This is a genomic window from Streptomyces sp. NPDC093801, from assembly GCF_040701585.1.
Lineage (GTDB): Bacteria > Actinomycetota > Actinomycetes > Streptomycetales > Streptomycetaceae > Streptomyces.
Window position 1 is genome coordinate 85212 of the sequence record NZ_JBFBDP010000013.1, and the last position, 15537, is coordinate 100748.

Below are 15537 nucleotides of genomic sequence, written 5' to 3' on the forward strand. Positions count from 1 at the left end.
TTGTCAGACCGGAGGGAGACCGAGGGATTCGCGGACCTTGTTCCTCGCGTCGGCCGGCAGCGTACGGAAATCGGCCCAGATCCGCTCCACCTCTGCGAATTCCCGCGCATCCGCCTCCACCCAGTCGGTCAGGGTCTTGCGGTCCATGCCTGCCAGGCGGTCCAGCCGGACCAGGACACTGCCCAGGTCAGCGGTCAGGCCCCGGCCGCCCACACGGCACCGGTTGCATTCGGCCACGTTCTCCACCACGGCGGCACCGTCCGGCTGCACCACCGGGCGCCGGGCGATGTCAAGCTGGGCAGACTCGTAGGTCCCGGGGTACATCTCGCCGGCGGTGATACCGCAGGAACGGCAGTGGCGGCCATCCCGTGCCAGGATTTCACGGCGCTGCGTATCGCTCAGGGACGTGGCCGGCCGGGTTCCCTTGCCTGGTTCCCAGACCGGTTCACCCGGAGACACGAAACGCTGCTCGTGCTGACCGAGCGTCAAATCTTCGCGGTGCGTATCGATCCTCCATCCGAAGTCACGCAGGTCCCGCACCCGTCGGTCTGCCTGGCTCACGCCCGGAAACGCCTGCTTCACATCCTCCTTGGTGAATGCGTTTCCTTCCCCCACCACCGTGACGAGCCACAGCGCGGCACGCTTCATCGTGCCGAACTTCTTGTCCTCCCAGGAAGGAAGAGCCATTGCGTTTCTCCTTATTCCCGTCAGCCGCGAACTGTCCGCGCGGCTCCTGGGGTGCCCCCACCGGCCGTGTCGGCGGACGGTGCAACTGTGGCTCAGCGGCTCACCAGAAGGCCACACCTCCCGCGATTTCGAGGTCAGTTGAAAACTCCAGACAGTTCACGCAGCGGTCCGCATGCCGGAAGAATCCGACGATGTAATGACCATCAGGGAACGGAGTCGTGATGCCTCGGCACAGCGGGAAGTGGAAGGAGCTGCCTCCGGATCTGCCGGAAGCCCACAGGGAGTTCGTCTTGATGCTGCGGAAGCTGCGTGAATGCAGTCCGCGCACCCAGGCCGCGATCGCCGCATCGGGCTTTTTCGTGGCGACCAGCCTCTCCAACCACCTGAACGGCGGCCGAGTCCCGGACGAGCCCCTGGTCAAGGCGTTCTACGACGTGATCCAGGACGACGTTTCAGCAACCGGGACGAGGGGCTTGCCACTGCCGTGTTCACTGGAGGAACTGCTGGAGCTGCGGCGCCTGGCCCGCGTCCAGCACTGCGCCTGCGTACCCCATCCCCGGACCGCTGCGCCCGGCGAAAGCAAGGCGGAGACGCCGGCTTCACCAGTTTGCGAGCCTGCGCCCGGTCGGCCTTCGCCGGGGACCGTCAGGCGTCGCCTCCGTCGCAGCAATGCGCTGAGCCGCACCGCAGTATTCGCGGCCTCCGCACGGCAGCGGGTGCCGGTCCCCCTTCCCGAGAGGGACCGGCCGCGCGCACTCGCCGCCGATACCGACTGGAGCGAGATGCGAACGCTGACCGGATTCCTCTCTGACGGGAGACATCGCGACGCGGGCCTGCTCCTGTGGCGCGCGGGACGGACCCTCTCCGCGCCAGAAGTCGTCGAAGCCATCGGCTCGTGCCGGGCAGCGGGTTTAGACGAGGCCGCGGAGTCCGTCCTGACCAGCGCCAGCGAACGAGCCGATAAGCAGGCCGTTCTCAACATCGTGGCCGCACTGCGGCATGCCGGCCGGGAACAGGACGTCGAGTACCTGCTCACAGCCGCGACTCGTGATCAGTAGGCCAGGGCAGCGTGAGCTGTTGGTGGCCGCGGGCCGTGAGGGTGGGTGGGGTTCGGCGGGGGGTGGTGAGGGTGAGGAGGGTGTGGAGGGCCTTCAGGACCTCCTGCGGGGTGTCGCGGATGATCGACGGGGTGGCGCTGACCACCAGGACGCCGTGGGATTCGAGGCGCAGGCGGCGGAGGGTGGCGTGCCAGGCGTCGCGGGTGTAGTGGTACTCCGCCGAGTCGATCTCCAGGGCCACGCCCTCGTCGGGCCAGTAGGCGTCCGGGCTGGCCAGGAAGGTGCCGTCCGGGGTGTAGAGGCGGGCGTTCCACAGCGGGGTCGGGAGGTCCGTGCCGGTGAGGACGTCGCGGGCCCGGGCCTCGGCGATCGAGCGGACCCCGGCCAGGAGTTCCCCGGCGGCGGCGCGGATCGCGGGGCGGGACAGGAGGCGGGCGCTGCGGAGTTCGGCGTGGAGGTCGTGCGGGTGGCACCAGCCGGACTGGACGACCTGGGCCAGGACGGAGCGGACCCGGTCGGGGCTCGGGCAGCGGGCGGCGAAGTCGGCGGCGGCGCGGACCGGGCGGGCGCTGGGGACGCCCGAGACGGTCAGGGTGCCCGGCCAGCGGGAGGTCGTCACGGGGCGGACCTGCGCGAGGGCGGTGAGCCGGCGCGGGCCGCGGATCAGGACGTCGGCCGGGGCGGGCGGGGCGTCGCGGATGCCGAGGAGGGCGAGGGCGGCTCCCCCGGTGAGGGCCGCGGTGTCGCCGGCGAGGGGGTCCGCGGTGGGTTCGGCGGCGTACAGGACGGCGGCCAGGGCGCGTTGGCGGTGGTCGGGAGGGCCCGTCTGGAGGAGGTAGACGCGGGGCAGCAGACGTTGCCAGGGGCCTCCGGGGCGGGTGCGTGAGGTGAGGGTGGTGCGGGGGACGCCGGCAGTGGTGGTGAGCTGGTGGCGGGTGGCGAGGTTCAGCTGGCGGCGGGCGAGGGGCTCGGGGGCCCTGTGGGTGATCATGGCCCCGGTATGCCCGGTCCCGGGAGGTCCAGTCGTCCCTTTCGGGTGGTCGGGCGGTCAGGGGCGGCCGGGGTGGTCCGGGGCGAGGAAGACGACCACGTTGGTCTCGGTGCCGGGGAGCGCGGGGACCTCGTGCCAGCCGAGGCGGTGGTAGGTGGCGACGGTGTCGGCGGCGAGGCGGGACGTCAGCAGCCAGGCGCGGTGGTGCGGGGCGTCGGCCGTGATCTCGGTGAGGAGGGCCCGGCCGGTGCCGGTGCCGCGCGCGTAGGCCCGTACGGCCAGTTCGTCTATCTCCAGCGCCCCGACCAGCAGCTCGCGCACGCGCTCCGGGCCGAGCTGGGCGGCGACCTGGGGGTAGCCGCGGCCCCGGGGGAAGGGGGCCTGGGTCAGCCAGGCGGTGGCGAAGCCGTCGATGCCGGCGGGGGACTGGGCGAACGCCGTACGGAATCCGGGGCGCCGGACGTCCGTCTGGAGGCGGGCCGCGAACTGGCGAATGGTTTCTGCGTCTTCGTTCCACGGCGGGGCGGAGAAGACGTCGTCGTAGGCGTCCACGAGTTCGTCGGCCAGGTCGAGGACGGAACGGCCGTAGGAGATCACGTGCGGCTCCGGGGTGTATGGGCGCGGGGGGCGTTTTGGGGTGGAAGACCGAAACTATGCGATTGGGGTTCCCCGGCGCCCGGATAGGAGGAACCCGGCGTGTGCCGACAAATCGGCCGCCGCGGGTGCGTGTCGCCGGGCGGCGCGGGGCGTTGAGCAGCCGTGGACAGACTGCTGCGGGTGGCGGGGCGGTGCGCGCTCGCCTTTCTCCTCGTGCTCGGGGTCGTGGCGCTGCTGCCGCGCGCCCTGCGGGAGGCGGTGCCGCACGCCGTGGTGGGCGGGGCCGTGCTCGCGCTCGGGGCGACGGGTGTCCGTCGGGGCTCCAGGCGTCCGCGTTAGCCTCGAAAGCGGTTCATCGCATGAGATGGCCGCTCGTATGACGTACCGATGACACGACGAGGGAGTTCGACATGGCGCGGGTACCGAGTTCCGCGGTGGCGGCGGCCGGGCTGATCGGCGGCTACGCCGTCGCCCGCTGGACGAAGAAGCGGCCCCTGGGCGGGGTCGTGCTCGGCGCCGCCGGCGTCGTGGCCGGGCGCGAGTGGCACCGCCGCGGCGGCGTGCCGGCGGCGGCCGGCCTGGGGGCCCTGTACCTGGCGGGCTTCGCGGGGGCGCACCCGCTGGCGAAGAAGGTCGGCGCGTGGCCGGCCGTCGTCGGTGCGGCGGGCGTCGTCGCCGCCACGGCCTGGGCGGTCGCCGACCGCGCCTGACCGGCCCCTCCGGGGGTGCCCGGCCCCTCCGGGGGGGCTGGAGTGCCCGGCCCCTCCGGATGTGTCCGGCCTCTCCGAGGGCGCCTGGCCCCTCGCGGTTGTCCGGCCCCTCGGGGTTGTCCGGCCCCTCCGAAAGCGCCCGGCCCCTCCGGGGGTTGTCCGCCCCCTCGGGGGGCTGGGGTGCCCGGCCCCTCGGAGGGCGCCCGGTCCCTCCGGAGAGTGCCCGGCCCCTCCGGAGGTTGCCCGGCCCCTCCGGGGCTGTGCGGCCCCTCCGAGGGCGCCCGGCCTCTCCGAGGGCGCCCGGCCCCTCCGGGGGTTGCCCGGCCCCTCCGGGGGTGGTCCGCCTCCGGCCCGTCGAGGGGCGGAGGCGACCCGGCGCCTCCAGCCGCACTCCGGCCCTCACGGGCCCGACCGGCCGCCCCGTCGGCCCCCACCCTCACGCCGCCCCGTCGGCCCCCGCCCTGCCGGCCTGACCGTCCCGCGGGAGTCGCTACCCGCCCAGCAGCCGCGACACCGTGTAGATCAGCAGGCCCGCCAGTGCGCCCACCACCGTGCCGTTGATGCGGATGAACTGGAGGTCGCGGCCGATGTGGGCCTCGATCTTGCGGGAGGTGTGCTCCGCGTCCCAGGCGGCCACCGTGTCCGTGATCAGCGAGGTGATCTCCGCGCGGTACGTCGTCACGACGTAGACCACCGCGCCCTCGATCCAGCCCTCCAGCTTCGACTGGAGCCGGCCGTCCGTCGCCAGGCGGGCGCCCAGGGACATCAGGGAGGAGCGGACGCGCAGCCGCAGCTCGCTGCGTTCGTCCTCCGCCGCCGAGATGACCATCGAGCGGACCGCGGTCCACGCCGACGCGATCACGTCCTGGACCTCGCCCCGCGCCAGGATCTCGGACTTCAGCCGCTCCACCCGCGCCCGCGTCTCCGTGTCCGACTGGAGGTCCGCGGCGAAGTCCGTCAGGAAGCGGTCCACCGCCGCGCGCGCCGGGTGGCCCGGCATGTCGCGCATCTCCGTGACGAACCGGAGCAGCTCCTTGTACACGCGGTCGCCGACCTTGCGGTCGACGAAGCGCGGGGTCCAGCCGGGGGCCCCGCCCTGGACCGCGTCCATGACGGAGTCCCCGTGGGTGACCAGCCAGTCGTGGGCCCTGGCGCAGATCAGGTCGACCGCGCGGCGGTGGCCGCCGTCGGCGACGACGCGCTGGAGGGTCTTGCCGAGGCCCGGCGCGATCTCCGCCGCCTCCGCCCGCCGGGTGATCGCCTCGCCCACCACCGCCTGGACGTCGGAGTCGCGCAGTACGGTCAGGGCCCCGCGCAGGGCGGTCGCCAGTTCCGCCGTGACCCGGTCGGCGTGCTCGGGCTCGGCCAGCCAGGCGCCGAGCCGGCCGCCGATGCCGAGGGCGTGCAGCCGGGCGCGCACCACGTCCGCGGAGAGGAAGTTCTCGCCCACGAACTCACCGAGCGAGACCCCCAGCTGGTCCTTCTTCGTGGGGATGATCGCCGTGTGCGGGATGGGCAGTCCCAGGGGCCGGCGGAAGAGGGCCGTGACGGCGAACCAGTCCGCGAGCGCGCCGACCATGCCGGCCTCCGCCGCGGCGGCGACGTACCCGGCCCAGGCGCCCGCGCCCCAGGCCTGCTGGGCGCATTTCGCCAGGACGTAGACCGCGGCGACGACGATCAACAGGCCGGTCGCGGTGGTCTTCATGCGGCGGACGCCGCGCCGCCGCTCCTCGTCCGCCTCGTTGAAGACGAACGCGCCGCGGACGGCGGACAGTGGCGGCGCCGGCGCTGGCGCTGGCGGTGACGGTGGTGGTGCGGCCGTTCCCGGATCCTTCACGTGCTGCTCCTGCCTTCCCCCGATGGCCGGTTTTGTCTGCATAGCATCCGACTCCCGGGAGGGCCGGGGAGTTCCCGGCGCGCCGCGGCCGGGTGTCCGGCCGAGGTCAGAGTTCCTTGCGGACCCCGCCGCCGCCCAGCTCCTTGCCGCCCTTCGGCCGCTTCGGCGGCTTCGGCTCCTTGACCTTGACCGCCACCCCGCCCCAGAAGGCGAGGCCGTTCACGATCACCCGGGGGGCGTCCGGTTCCCGACGGTTCTCCAGGGACCTGCCCTGGTCGAAGCCCCCCATGATGCCGATGCCCCGTACGTCGACCTCGACGCCCGGCGGGACGGTGATCTCGATGCCGCCCATGATGGCCACACAGGTGATCACGACCTCGCGGGCCGCGAAATCGGCCTCGCGGAGGTCCAGCTCGCCGCCGCCCCAGAAGGCCACGGCGTTGAACTGCGCGGGCACCGTCCAGCGCCCCTTGCGCTGGAACCCCGACATGATCGCGATCGCCGACGAGGAGGCCGACGTACCGCCGATGCGGGACTGCCAGGACGAGGTGGCGGAGACCGGGCCGGGGGCGTAGGAGAGGGCCGAGGAGGACTCGGGGGCCGGGAGGTCCCTGGTCAGGGGTTCGAGTTCGGCGTAGGTACGGGACTTGTACGCCGCCTCCAGCCGCTCCTCGAACTCCTCCATGTCGAGCCGGCCCTCGGCGACGGCGTCCCGCAGGCGCTCGACGACCCGTTCCCGGTCGGCGTCCGACGCCCTCATGGACGGGGCGGCCGCCGCCTCCGGCTGCTGCTGGGGGGCCTTCTCCAGGGAGGTCTTCCGTGCGGGGGTCTTCTCCGGCGTCGCCTGCTCCGGGCGCTCGTCACTCATAGGGCTCAGACTAGGCAGAGAGGGCGGCCGGTTGAACGGTCCGGATCCCGGGCCGCACCCCGACCCCGCCCCTGATTTCCCCCTGATCCCGGGCGCCGCCGCCCCGGCGATCCCGGGCGCCCTGCCTCGGCGATCCCGGGCGCCCCTGCCATGGCGCCCCTACCCCCGCCCCGCGTACATCCGCGCGATCACGTCCTCGATGTCAGGCTCCCGCACCGACAGGTCCAGCAGCGGGTACTCCGCCGCGACCGCCGCCACCAGCGGGGCCGCCGAGGCCCGGGCCGGGAAGGCCAGCCACTGCCGCGGCCCCTCCACCCGCACCACCCGCGCCCCCGGCACCTCCAGCGGCGGCAGCTCCCGCTCCAGGTCGACCACCAGCGTCCGCTCGCCGCCCTCCCCCATCGCGTGCAGCCCGCCCAGCGCCCCGTCGTACATCAGCCGGCCGTGGTCGATCACCATCACCCGCTCGCACAGCTGCTCGATGTCCTGGAGGTCGTGCGTCGTCAGCAGCACCGTCGTCCCGAGCTCCTGGTTCAGCTGCCGCAGGAAACCCCGTACCCGCGCCTTGCTGACCACGTCCAGCCCGATCGTCGGCTCGTCCAGGTACAGCACCTCCGGGTCGTGCAGCAGCGCCGCCGCGATGTCCCCGCGCATCCGCTGGCCCAGCGAGAGCTGCCGCACCGGTACGTCCAGCAGCGCGGCGAGGTCGAGCCGGTCCACGCAGCGGTCCAGGTTCTCCCGGAAGCGGGCCTCCGGGATCCGGTACATCCGGCGCATCAGCCCGTACGAGTCCTTCAGCGGGAGGTCCCACCACAGGGTGGTGCGCTGCCCGAAGACCACCCCGATCCGGTGCGCGAGCCGCATCCGCTCCCGCGCGGGGTCGATGCCGGCGACGCGCAGCCGGCCGCCGCTCGGGGTGAGGATGCCGGTCAGCATCTTGATCGTGGTGGACTTCCCGGCACCGTTGGGCCCGATGTAACCGACGACCTCGCCCCGCGCGATCTCGAAGGAGATCCCGTCCACCGCCCTGACCTGGCGTTTCTCCCGCCGCATCAGCCCCGACCGGCGCCGTACTTCGAAGACCTTCTCGACCGCGTCGAGAGAGATGAGGGCATCGGACACGACTAGCTCCCCGTGCTTCGGTACGAACGGACCCCCGCGCGCCAGGCCAGCGACGCGGGCAGGAACACCGCGAAGGCCACCAGCGGGCTCAGGTACGCGACCCACCCCGGCAGCCCCAGCGGATCGGGCCGCCCCAGCACGTACAGCGCGGGCAGCCAGTTGACGAAGGCCAGCGGGACGACGAAGGTCACCCCGCGCAGCAGGTCCTTCGCGAACACCGTCGGCGGGTACTGGAGCATGGTGCAGCCCCCGTAGGTGAAGGAGTTCTGGACCTCCGCCGCATCCCCGGCGACGAACTGGAACGCTGCCCCGGCCACCAGCACCCCGCCGAAGATCCCCGCCCCGGCCACCACCATGACCGGTACCAGCAGCGCCTTCCCCGGCGTCCAGTGCACGTCCAGCACGGAGACCGCCCAGCCCAGCACCGCCAGCCCCTGCGCGATCCGCCCCAGCCGGCGCAGCGCGAACCGGTCCGCGGCGACCTGCGCGAGCAGCGGGACGGGGCGCACCAGCATGGTGTCGAGGGAGCCGTCGCGGATCCGGGCGCCCACCCGGTCGGTGTTGCCGAGGAGCAGGTCGGCCAGGCCCAGGGAGGCCGAGCAGGCCCCGTAGAGCAGGGCGATCTCGGGCAGGGTGAAGCCGCCGAGCGCCTCCACGTGGGAGAACATGACGGCGATCGCGACGAAGTCGAGGACGGTGATCGCCGCGTTGCCGACGGTGGCCAGCAGGAACGACGTCCGGTACGCCATCGTCGAGCGGATCCACATCCCGACGATCAGCCCGTAGCCGCGCAGCCCCTCCCGGAGCCGGCCGCCGTAGCCCTCCGCGCCGTAGCCCCTCGCGCCGTCCCCCGCCCCCGCCCCGTACGACCGCCCGCGCCCCTCCGCCGCGCCGGTGACCGCCGACCCGGCCGCCCCCGCCCCCGCCCCGGTCTCCCCGGCCGCCCCGGACCCGCCCGCCGGCTCCGCGGGGAACGCCGTCGCCTCAGCCACCCTGGACCACCACCTTCCGCGTGGCCGCCGACTGCACCAGCCGCCCCGCGCCCAGCAGCGCCAGGGCCCACACGGCCTGGAAGCCCAGCGCCCGCACGGCTCCCCCGGCCCCGGCGTGGGTGCCGAGCAGCACGTCCAGCGGGACCTGGAGCATCGCCGCCCACGGCAGCAGCCGCATCACCTCGCCGAAGCCCCCGGGGAAGACGGTCAGCGGCAGCAGCATCCCGGAGCAGAAGACGGTCACGACGGTGGCCATGAGGTTGACCCCCGCCCCGTCCAGCAGCCAGAACGCGGCCAGCCCCAGCAGGTACCGCACCCCGAACCCGACGACCAGCCCGAGCCCGACCGAGAGCAGGAACAGCAGCCAGCGCAGCGGATCGGACGGCAGCGCGAGCGTGAAGGCGAACGCCCCCGCCACCAGGGGCAGCAGCCCGCGGCCCAGCAGCTGGAAGCCCGCCCGGCCGAGGTCGGCGGCGAGCCACCAGGCCTGGAGGTCGGCCGGGCGGTACAGGTCGACGGCGATGTCACCCGTACGGATACGCTCCTGGAGCTCCTCCTGGAAGCCGCCGCCGATGAGCGAGGCGGCCGCCAGCAGGGACTGGCTGACCCAGACGAAGGTCAGGGCCTGTGCCTGGTCGTAGCCGCCCAGGTGCGGGCGCTCGTCCCACAGGGCGATGTACGTGTACGCGACGATGAAGCCGAAGACGGTGTTGGTGAACACCCCGGCCGCCGTCGCCGTTCCGTAGGCCGCGTAGCGCCGGAACCCGCCCGCCGCGACGGTCAGATAGAGCCGCACCGTATCCCTCCGTTTCCCACGTCGTTCCTACGTCGGCCAAAGCGCGCGAGCCTAGTGCGCGGGGGCGGGCCGCGCGACCGCTTTTTCCTGCCCGCCCGGAGCGGAGCCAGCGGCCGCCGGGCAGCTGCCATGAGGTACAAATGTGGTTAATTCACACGGTCACGAGGAGTCCCGGAGATGAGCGACCAGTCACCGCCCCAGGGCTGGACCCCTCGCGATCCGGACACCCCCCGGCCCGGGGGCGGCCCTGCGCCCCGCGGCACGTCCGGCGGCGCGCCCAAGGGCGGGAGGAACGGGCGCCGGCGCACCGGATGGCGCCGCCTCGTCCCCACCTGGCGCATGGTCGTCGGCGGGATCCTGCTGCTCGTCGTACTGGTCGGCGGCATGCTCGTCGCCGGCTACCTGCTGGTCGACATCCCCCCGGCCAACGCGGCCGCCACCGCCCAGTCCAACGTGTACCTCTACGCCGACGGCTCCCCCCTCGCCCGCGACGGCGAGGTCAACCGCGTCAACGTGCCGCTGTCCCAGGTCCCCCGCAGCGTCCAGGAGGCGGTGCTGGCCGCCGAGGACCGCGACTTCTACTCCGAACGGGCGGTGGACCCCAAGGCGATGGTCCGCGCCGCCTGGAACACCGCGACCGGCAAGGGCACGCAGTCCGGCTCCACCATCACCCAGCAGTACGTCAAGAACTACTACCTGGGCCAGGAACAGACCATCAAACGCAAGGTCAAGGAGTTCTTCATCGCGATCAAACTCGGTCGCGAGAAGTCGAAGGACTACATCCTGGAGGGCTACCTCAACACCAGCTACTTCGGCCGCAACGCCTACGGCATCCAGGCCGCCGCCCAGGCCTACTACGGCAAGGACGTCAACAAGCTCACCACCTCCGAGGGCGCCTACCTCGCCACCCTCCTCAACTCCCCCAGCGCCTTCGACGTCGTCGCGCACCCGCAGAGCCGCGACCGCGCCCTCGCCCGCTGGAACTACGTGCTCGACGGCATGGTCAAGAAGAAGTGGATGACCCCGCAGGAGCGGGCCGCGGCCACCTTCCCCGAGCCCGGCAAGGTCCGCGCCGCCGCCGGCCTCTCCGGCCAGCGCGGCTACCTCGTGGAGGCCGTCCGGGACTACATCACCGACCACGGCATCCTCGACGACAAGACCCTCGCCGAGGGCGGCTACCGGATCACCACCACCATCGACAAGCGCCGCGAGAACGCCTTCGTCGACGCCGTCCAGAAGCAGATGGCCGACAAGCTCGACCCGGCGGCACGGCCGGCCGACCGGGTGGTGCGGGCCGGCGGGGCCTCCATCGACCCGGCCACCGGCAAGGTCGTCGCCCTGTACGGCGGCACCGACTACACCAAGCAGTACGTCAACAACGCGACCCGGCACGACTACCAGGTGGCCTCCACCTTCAAGCCCTTCGTCTTCGCCTCCGCCGTCGAGAACGACTCCCGCACCCGCGACGGCCGCCGGATCACCCCGAACACGGTCTACAACGGCGACAACAAGCGCCCCGTGGTCGGCACCCGGATCCCGTACGCCCCGGAGAACGAGGGCCAGCAGTCCTACGGCCCGATCACCGTCAACACCGCCACCGACCTCTCCGTGAACACGGTCTTCGCCCAGATGGTCGTCGACGTCGGCACGGCCAAGGTCAAGCAGACCGCCATCGACCTCGGCATCCCCGAGGACACCCCGAACTTCGACGCCGGCCCGGCCATGGCGCTGGGCACCATGCAGGCCAGCGTGCTCGACATGGCCCAGGCGTACGCCACCCTCGCCGACCACGGCCGGCGCACCCCGTACACCCTCGTGGAGAAGATCACGAAGGAGGGGGAGAACGTCCACCTGCCCGACCGGACCCCGCAGCAGGCCATCAGCCGCGAGGCGGCCGACACCACCACGTCCATGCTGAACAGCGTCGTGGACAACGGCACCGGCACCGAGGCCCTCGCCGCCGGACGCCCGGCCGCGGGCAAGACCGGCACCGCCGAGCAGGACCGCGCCGCCTGGTTCGCCGCGTACACCCCGGACCTGGTGACCGTGGTCTCGATGATGGGCCAGGACCCGGACACCGGCACCCTCCAGTCCCTCTACGGGGCCCTGGGCGAGCCCCGCGTCGGGGGCGGCGGCTACCCGGCGCGGATCTGGGCGGCGTACACGAAGAAGGCCCTGGAGGGCAGCGATCCGGAGGACTTCGACCTGGAGCTCCAGCCCGGCGCGGCCCAGCCCCCGCCGCCCGCGCAGACCGGCACCCCGCAGCCGCCGCAGGGCAGCCGCCCTCCGTGGGCGCCGGACCAGAGCGGCCGGCCCAACCCGCCGACCCGGCCCGACGGCGGCCAGGACAACGGCGGGCAGAACCAGGGCGGCCAGACGAACGGCGGCCGCACCCAGGGCGGTCAGAACAACGGCGGCCAGACGAACGGCGGCCAGACCACGGGCGGCGACACCAACGGCGGCGGCCAGACCACCGGGGGGCAGACGAACGGCGGCCAGACCACCGGAGGCCAGACCACCGGGGGCCAGACCACGGGCGGCGACACCAACGGCGGCGGCCAGACCACCGGAGGCGGCCTCACCCCGCGCCGCCCCCCGTCCGCCTTCCTCGAATGACCGGCGGTCAGTGACCGGAGGTGGCCTTCAGCCCCACCACCGCGACCAGCAGCAGGCAGATGAAGAAGATCCGGGCGGCGGTCACGGGCTCCCCCAGCACCGCCATGCCGAGCACCGCCGCACCGGCCGCACCGATGCCCACCCAGACCCCGTACGCCGTACCGATGGGCAGGGTCTTGGCCGCGTACGACAGCAGCACCATGCTCGCGACGATCCCGGCGCCGGTGAACACGGACGGCCACAGCCGGGTGAAACCCTCGGTGAACTTCATACCGATCGACCAGCCGACCTCGAGCAGACCGGCGACGAGAAGCAGGAACCAGGCCATGACAGGCACCTCCGGGACGAGAACGGAACGGGGTGCGTCGTCTTTGCGTCCAGCTACCCGGTACGGCGCGTCTCGTCGGGGTGGTTCCCCACCACCGTAGCAAAGGGCATGCAAAAAGGGCTGGTGACCAGGGTCACCAGCCCTCCTCCCCGCCCTGCGGGCCTGCGGCAGGGGGACGCGTCAGAGGTACAGCCCGGTGGAGTCCTCCGACCCCTCCAGCCGCTCCGCCGCGACGGCGTGCAGGTCCCGCTCGCGCATCAGCACGTACGTCGCCCCGCGCACCTCGACCTCGGCACGGTCCTCGGGGTCGTACAGCACACGGTCACCGGGCTCCACGCTCCGTACGTTCTGCCCGACCGCGACCACCTCGGCCCAGGCGAGCCGCTTGCCCACCGCGGCCGTCGCCGGGATCAGGATCCCGCCGCCCGAGCGCCGTTCGCCCTCGGGGGAGTCGGACTTCACGAGCACGCGGTCGTGGAGCATGCGGATGGGCAGCTTGTCGTGGGTGGTGTTCTCGCTCACGCCCCGAACCTACCTGCCCCCGCGCGCGGCGCACGCCGGAGGGTGCGCATCACCGCTTGCGGCGCACGGAGACCACGACCAGCCCGACCGCCCCGGCCGCGAGCAGCGCCACGGGCACGATCCGCTCGATGCGCGGGGCGCCGTTCTCGTCGCGCAGGCCGTCCGTCACGTCGGTGATGAGCCGGTTGACGGACGCGACGGCACGCCCGAGGGTGTGGTCGACGGTCGAGGCGACCCTGGCCTTCGCGTCCCCGATGATCGTCTGCGGGTGCATGCGCACGCCGATCTCGTCGAGCGTCTCGGCGAGCTGCTCCCGGCGGCGGACGATGTCCGCCTCGATCTGTGCGGGGGTCCTGGCTTCCGGCACCGCGCTGCCTCCGTCGTCGTGTCGTCGTGTGTGGGCTTGATCCGTCATGGACAGTCTGTCAGCTCAGTCAGCTTAGGCTCATGCCGTACGGATCCCCTCCCGAGGAGAGCACTGACATGAGCGAGCGGCTCCAGCCGGGCGACACCGCCCCCGCCTTCACCCTGCCCGACGCGGACGGCAACGAGGTCTCGCTTGCCGACCACAAGGGCCGCAAGGTGATCGTGTACTTCTACCCGGCGGCCCTGACCCCGGGCTGCACGAAGCAGGCCTGCGACTTCACGGACAACCTGGACGTCCTGGCCGCGGCCGGCTACGACGTCATCGGTGTCTCCCCCGACAAGCCGGAGAAGCTCGCGAAGTTCCGCGAGAAGGAGCACCTGAAGGTGACCCTGGTCGGCGACCCGGAGAAGGAGGTCCTGACGGCGTACGGGGCCTTCGGCGAGAAGAAGCTGTACGGCAAGACGGTGACCGGGGTCATCCGCTCCACGGTGGTCGTGGACGAGGAGGGCAAGGTCGAGCACGCCTTCTACAACGTCAAGGCGACGGGCCACGTAGCGAAGATCATCAAGGACCTGGGCATCTGATCCCCCGTCCGGCCCCAGGAGCGGCCCGCACCCTCCCGGTGCGGGCCGCTCCGCTTATCGGACGCAACCGTCTGCATATCGGTCTCGAGCACGTTCCGCGAAGTCGCCGTCAAGCTCGGGGCCAGACCCGCCACCGGCACCCTGTCCCACATCGGGCGCCGGATCTCGGGGGCGGGCATCGACATCAGCCACTTCCCCGAGGCGGAGCGATCCGGCGTCGAGCTTCCGTTCAACGCCGCCGAACTCGCCGCCGCGGCGGCCTCCGCCGAGAGCACGTGGCCCGACTCGGGCTCGACGTCAGCCATTTCACACGACGCCCCTGGGCGGCCGCGTCAAGGGCGGCACCTCGGCCCGTCGCCGCCGACGTTCTGGTCGTCCTGCCGGACGGGTCCCCCCGGACCAACCGCGCCCGACTGCATCGGGCCTTGCAAGAGGCGGGGGTCACGTACGCCTGTGCCGGTTGCGGGAACCCCGGCACATGGCTGGGCCAGCCGATCTGCCTCCAGATCGACCACATCAGCGGTGACTGGCTCGACAACCGGCACGAGAACCTCCGCTATCTGTGTCCCAATTGCCACTCCCTCACGGACACGTGGTGCGGAAAGCGGCGACGTGACCCTGTCGCCCGGGGGACACCCTCCGCCGTAGACTGAGCGGAGCCACTCAAGGAGCAATGTCCGATTGCCCCAACTGTCGCGGTTGTGGTGGAATTGGCAGTCACGCTGGGTTTAGGTCCCAGTGGGGTAAAACCCGTGGGGGTTCGAGTCCCCCCAACCGCACGCATGACGAAGGCCCCGTGCGCAGGATCCGTGGATCCGCGCGCGGGGCCTTCGGGCTGTGCGGGCGCCGTCAGCCCAGCAGGTCCCGCAGGACCGGGATCAGGGCGCGGAAGGCCTGGCCGCGGTGGGAGATGGCGTTCTTCTCCGCCGGGGTGAGTTCCGCGCAGGTGCGGGTCTCGCCCAGGGGCTGGAGGATCGGGTCGTAGCCGAAGCCGCCGCCGCCCGAAGGGGTGTGGCGCAGGGTGCCCAGGAGGCGGCCCTCGACGACGCGCTCGGTGCCGTCCGGGAGGGCGAGGGCGGCGGCGCAGAAGAAGTGGGCGCCACGGTGTTCGTCGGCGATGTCGCCGAGCTGGTTGAGCAGGAGTTCCAGGTTCGCCCGGTCGTCGCCGTGGGCGCCGGCCCAGCGGGCCGAGAAGATGCCGGGGGCGCCGTTCAGGACGTCCACGCACAGGCCGGAGTCGTCGGCGATGGCGGGGTGGCCGGTGGCCCGGGCCAGGGCGTGGGCCTTGAGGAGGGCGTTCTCGGCGAAGGTGACGCCGGTTTCCTTGACGTCCGGGACCTCCGGGTACGCGTCCGCGCCGACCAGCTCGTGCGGCAGGCCGGCGTCGGACAGGATGGCGCGGAGTTCGGTGACTTTGCCCGCGTTGCGGGTGGCGAGGATCAGGCGGGTCATGCCGCCATTA

The 15537-nt window shown here is 72.6% G+C and carries 17 protein-coding genes, 1 tRNA gene and 1 riboswitch; of the genes, 6 read left to right on the top strand and 12 right to left on the bottom strand.

Annotated features, from left to right (window positions below; all coding sequences use genetic code 11):
• Positions 1 to 3 precede the first annotated feature (3 nt).
• Positions 4 to 687: a hypothetical protein gene (locus AB0469_RS17015; RefSeq protein WP_366452179.1), complete on the bottom strand. Its 684-nt coding sequence runs from the start codon at positions 685 to 687 to the stop codon at positions 4 to 6.
• A 293-nt stretch (positions 688 to 980) separates the two neighbouring features.
• On the opposite strand from AB0469_RS17015, the gene AB0469_RS17020 reads away from it, so the two are divergent.
• Positions 981 to 1745: a hypothetical protein gene (locus AB0469_RS17020; protein WP_366452180.1), complete on the top strand. Its 765-nt coding sequence runs from the start codon at positions 981 to 983 to the stop codon at positions 1743 to 1745.
• On the opposite strand, the gene AB0469_RS17025 is transcribed toward AB0469_RS17020, so the two are convergent.
• Positions 1720 to 2736, bottom strand: a complete 1017-nt coding sequence (locus AB0469_RS17025; protein ID WP_366452181.1) for a hypothetical protein — start codon at positions 2734 to 2736, stop codon at positions 1720 to 1722. The two genes, AB0469_RS17020 and AB0469_RS17025, sit on opposite strands and share 26 nt — an antisense overlap.
• Positions 2737 to 2793: 57 nt before the next feature.
• Positions 2794 to 3333 carry an N-acetyltransferase gene (locus AB0469_RS17030; protein WP_366452182.1) on the bottom strand — a complete coding sequence of 180 codons (540 nt, stop codon included), beginning with the start codon at positions 3331 to 3333 and terminating at the stop codon, positions 2794 to 2796.
• 162 nt (positions 3334 to 3495) lie between these two features.
• Here AB0469_RS17030 and AB0469_RS17035 point away from each other — a divergent pair, with 162 nt between their 5' ends.
• Complete coding sequence (locus AB0469_RS17035) at positions 3496 to 3672, top strand: hypothetical protein (protein ID WP_366452183.1); 177 nt, start codon at positions 3496 to 3498, stop codon at positions 3670 to 3672.
• Between the two features lie 71 nt (positions 3673 to 3743).
• Positions 3744 to 4043 (top strand): hypothetical protein, encoded by a 300-nt coding sequence (locus tag AB0469_RS17040; RefSeq protein ID WP_366452184.1) that lies wholly within the window; start codon positions 3744 to 3746, stop codon positions 4041 to 4043.
• Positions 4044 to 4533: 490 nt separating this feature from the next.
• On the opposite strand, the gene AB0469_RS17045 is transcribed toward AB0469_RS17040, so the two are convergent.
• The 5 genes from AB0469_RS17045 to AB0469_RS17065 form a co-directional block, all read right to left on the bottom strand.
• On the bottom strand, positions 4534 to 5748 hold the full coding sequence (locus AB0469_RS17045) for a DUF445 domain-containing protein (protein ID WP_366452296.1): 1215 nt from the start codon (positions 5746 to 5748) through the stop codon (positions 4534 to 4536).
• A 238-nt stretch (positions 5749 to 5986) separates the two neighbouring features.
• The gene (locus tag AB0469_RS17050) at positions 5987 to 6640 is read right to left on the bottom strand and encodes a DUF1707 domain-containing protein (RefSeq protein WP_366452297.1); all 654 of its coding nucleotides are present in this window, start codon (positions 6638 to 6640) and stop codon (positions 5987 to 5989) included.
• A 267-nt stretch (positions 6641 to 6907) separates the two neighbouring features.
• Complete coding sequence (locus AB0469_RS17055; RefSeq protein ID WP_366452185.1) at positions 6908 to 7870, bottom strand: ATP-binding cassette domain-containing protein; 963 nt, start codon at positions 7868 to 7870, stop codon at positions 6908 to 6910.
• A 2-nt stretch (positions 7871 to 7872) separates the two neighbouring features.
• Positions 7873 to 8664: an ABC transporter permease gene (locus tag AB0469_RS17060; protein WP_366452298.1), complete on the bottom strand. Its 792-nt coding sequence runs from the start codon at positions 8662 to 8664 to the stop codon at positions 7873 to 7875.
• 190 nt (positions 8665 to 8854) lie between these two features.
• Positions 8855 to 9658 (bottom strand): ABC-2 family transporter protein, encoded by an 804-nt coding sequence (locus AB0469_RS17065; RefSeq protein WP_366452186.1) that lies wholly within the window; start codon positions 9656 to 9658, stop codon positions 8855 to 8857.
• Positions 9659 to 9835: 177 nt separating this feature from the next.
• On the opposite strand from AB0469_RS17065, the gene AB0469_RS17070 reads away from it, so the two are divergent.
• On the top strand, positions 9836 to 12274 hold the full coding sequence (locus tag AB0469_RS17070; protein ID WP_366452187.1) for a transglycosylase domain-containing protein: 2439 nt from the start codon (positions 9836 to 9838) through the stop codon (positions 12272 to 12274).
• 7 nt (positions 12275 to 12281) lie between these two features.
• Here the strand turns inward: AB0469_RS17070 and AB0469_RS17075 are convergent, their stop codons facing one another.
• The 3 genes from AB0469_RS17075 to AB0469_RS17085 form a co-directional block, all read right to left on the bottom strand.
• Positions 12282 to 12602, bottom strand: a complete 321-nt coding sequence (locus AB0469_RS17075; RefSeq protein ID WP_365158244.1) for a multidrug efflux SMR transporter — start codon at positions 12600 to 12602, stop codon at positions 12282 to 12284.
• Between the two features lie 31 nt (positions 12603 to 12633).
• Positions 12634 to 12702: riboswitch (guanidine-III (ykkC-III) riboswitch) on the bottom strand.
• A gap of 80 nt (positions 12703 to 12782) precedes the next feature.
• Positions 12783 to 13124, bottom strand: a complete 342-nt coding sequence (locus AB0469_RS17080) for a co-chaperone GroES (protein ID WP_366452188.1) — start codon at positions 13122 to 13124, stop codon at positions 12783 to 12785.
• Between the two features lie 49 nt (positions 13125 to 13173).
• Positions 13174 to 13491 carry a DUF3618 domain-containing protein gene (locus tag AB0469_RS17085; protein ID WP_366452189.1) on the bottom strand — a complete coding sequence of 106 codons (318 nt, stop codon included), beginning with the start codon at positions 13489 to 13491 and terminating at the stop codon, positions 13174 to 13176.
• A gap of 116 nt (positions 13492 to 13607) precedes the next feature.
• Between AB0469_RS17085 and bcp the strand changes: the two genes are divergently transcribed.
• Together bcp and AB0469_RS17095 are read left to right on the top strand one after the other, a co-directional pair.
• Positions 13608 to 14075: a thioredoxin-dependent thiol peroxidase gene (gene bcp / locus AB0469_RS17090; RefSeq protein WP_366452190.1), complete on the top strand. Its 468-nt coding sequence runs from the start codon at positions 13608 to 13610 to the stop codon at positions 14073 to 14075.
• 695 nt (positions 14076 to 14770) lie between these two features.
• A tRNA-Leu gene (locus tag AB0469_RS17095) sits at positions 14771 to 14854 on the top strand.
• Between the two features lie 70 nt (positions 14855 to 14924).
• Here the strand turns inward: AB0469_RS17095 and rdgB are convergent.
• Positions 14925 to 15527: an RdgB/HAM1 family non-canonical purine NTP pyrophosphatase gene (rdgB, locus tag AB0469_RS17100; RefSeq protein ID WP_366452191.1), complete on the bottom strand. Its 603-nt coding sequence runs from the start codon at positions 15525 to 15527 to the stop codon at positions 14925 to 14927.
• Positions 15528 to 15537 lie beyond the last annotated feature (10 nt).

Bases quoted from the DNA above. Each gene is read 5' to 3' on its own strand.
- AB0469_RS17045 (WP_366452296.1), bottom strand. From the start codon at position 5,748: ATGAAGACCACCGCGACCGGCCTGTTGATCGTCGTCGCCGCGGTCTAC.
- rdgB (WP_366452191.1), bottom strand. From the start codon at position 15,527: ATGACCCGCCTGATCCTCGCCACCCGCAACGCGGGCAAAGTCACCGAA.
- AB0469_RS17050 (WP_366452297.1), bottom strand. From the start codon at position 6,640: ATGAGGGCGTCGGACGCCGACCGGGAACGGGTCGTCGAGCGCCTGCGG.
- AB0469_RS17070 (WP_366452187.1), top strand. From the start codon at position 9,836: ATGAGCGACCAGTCACCGCCCCAGGGCTGGACCCCTCGCGATCCGGAC.
- AB0469_RS17015 (WP_366452179.1), bottom strand. From the start codon at position 687: ATGGCTCTTCCTTCCTGGGAGGACAAGAAGTTCGGCACGATGAAGCGT.
- AB0469_RS17020 (WP_366452180.1), top strand. From the start codon at position 981: ATGCTGCGGAAGCTGCGTGAATGCAGTCCGCGCACCCAGGCCGCGATC.
- AB0469_RS17040 (WP_366452184.1), top strand. From the start codon at position 3,744: ATGGCGCGGGTACCGAGTTCCGCGGTGGCGGCGGCCGGGCTGATCGGC.
- AB0469_RS17075 (WP_365158244.1), bottom strand. From the start codon at position 12,602: ATGGCCTGGTTCCTGCTTCTCGTCGCCGGTCTGCTCGAGGTCGGCTGG.
- bcp (WP_366452190.1), top strand. From the start codon at position 13,608: ATGAGCGAGCGGCTCCAGCCGGGCGACACCGCCCCCGCCTTCACCCTG.
- AB0469_RS17025 (WP_366452181.1), bottom strand. From the start codon at position 2,736: ATGATCACCCACAGGGCCCCCGAGCCCCTCGCCCGCCGCCAGCTGAAC.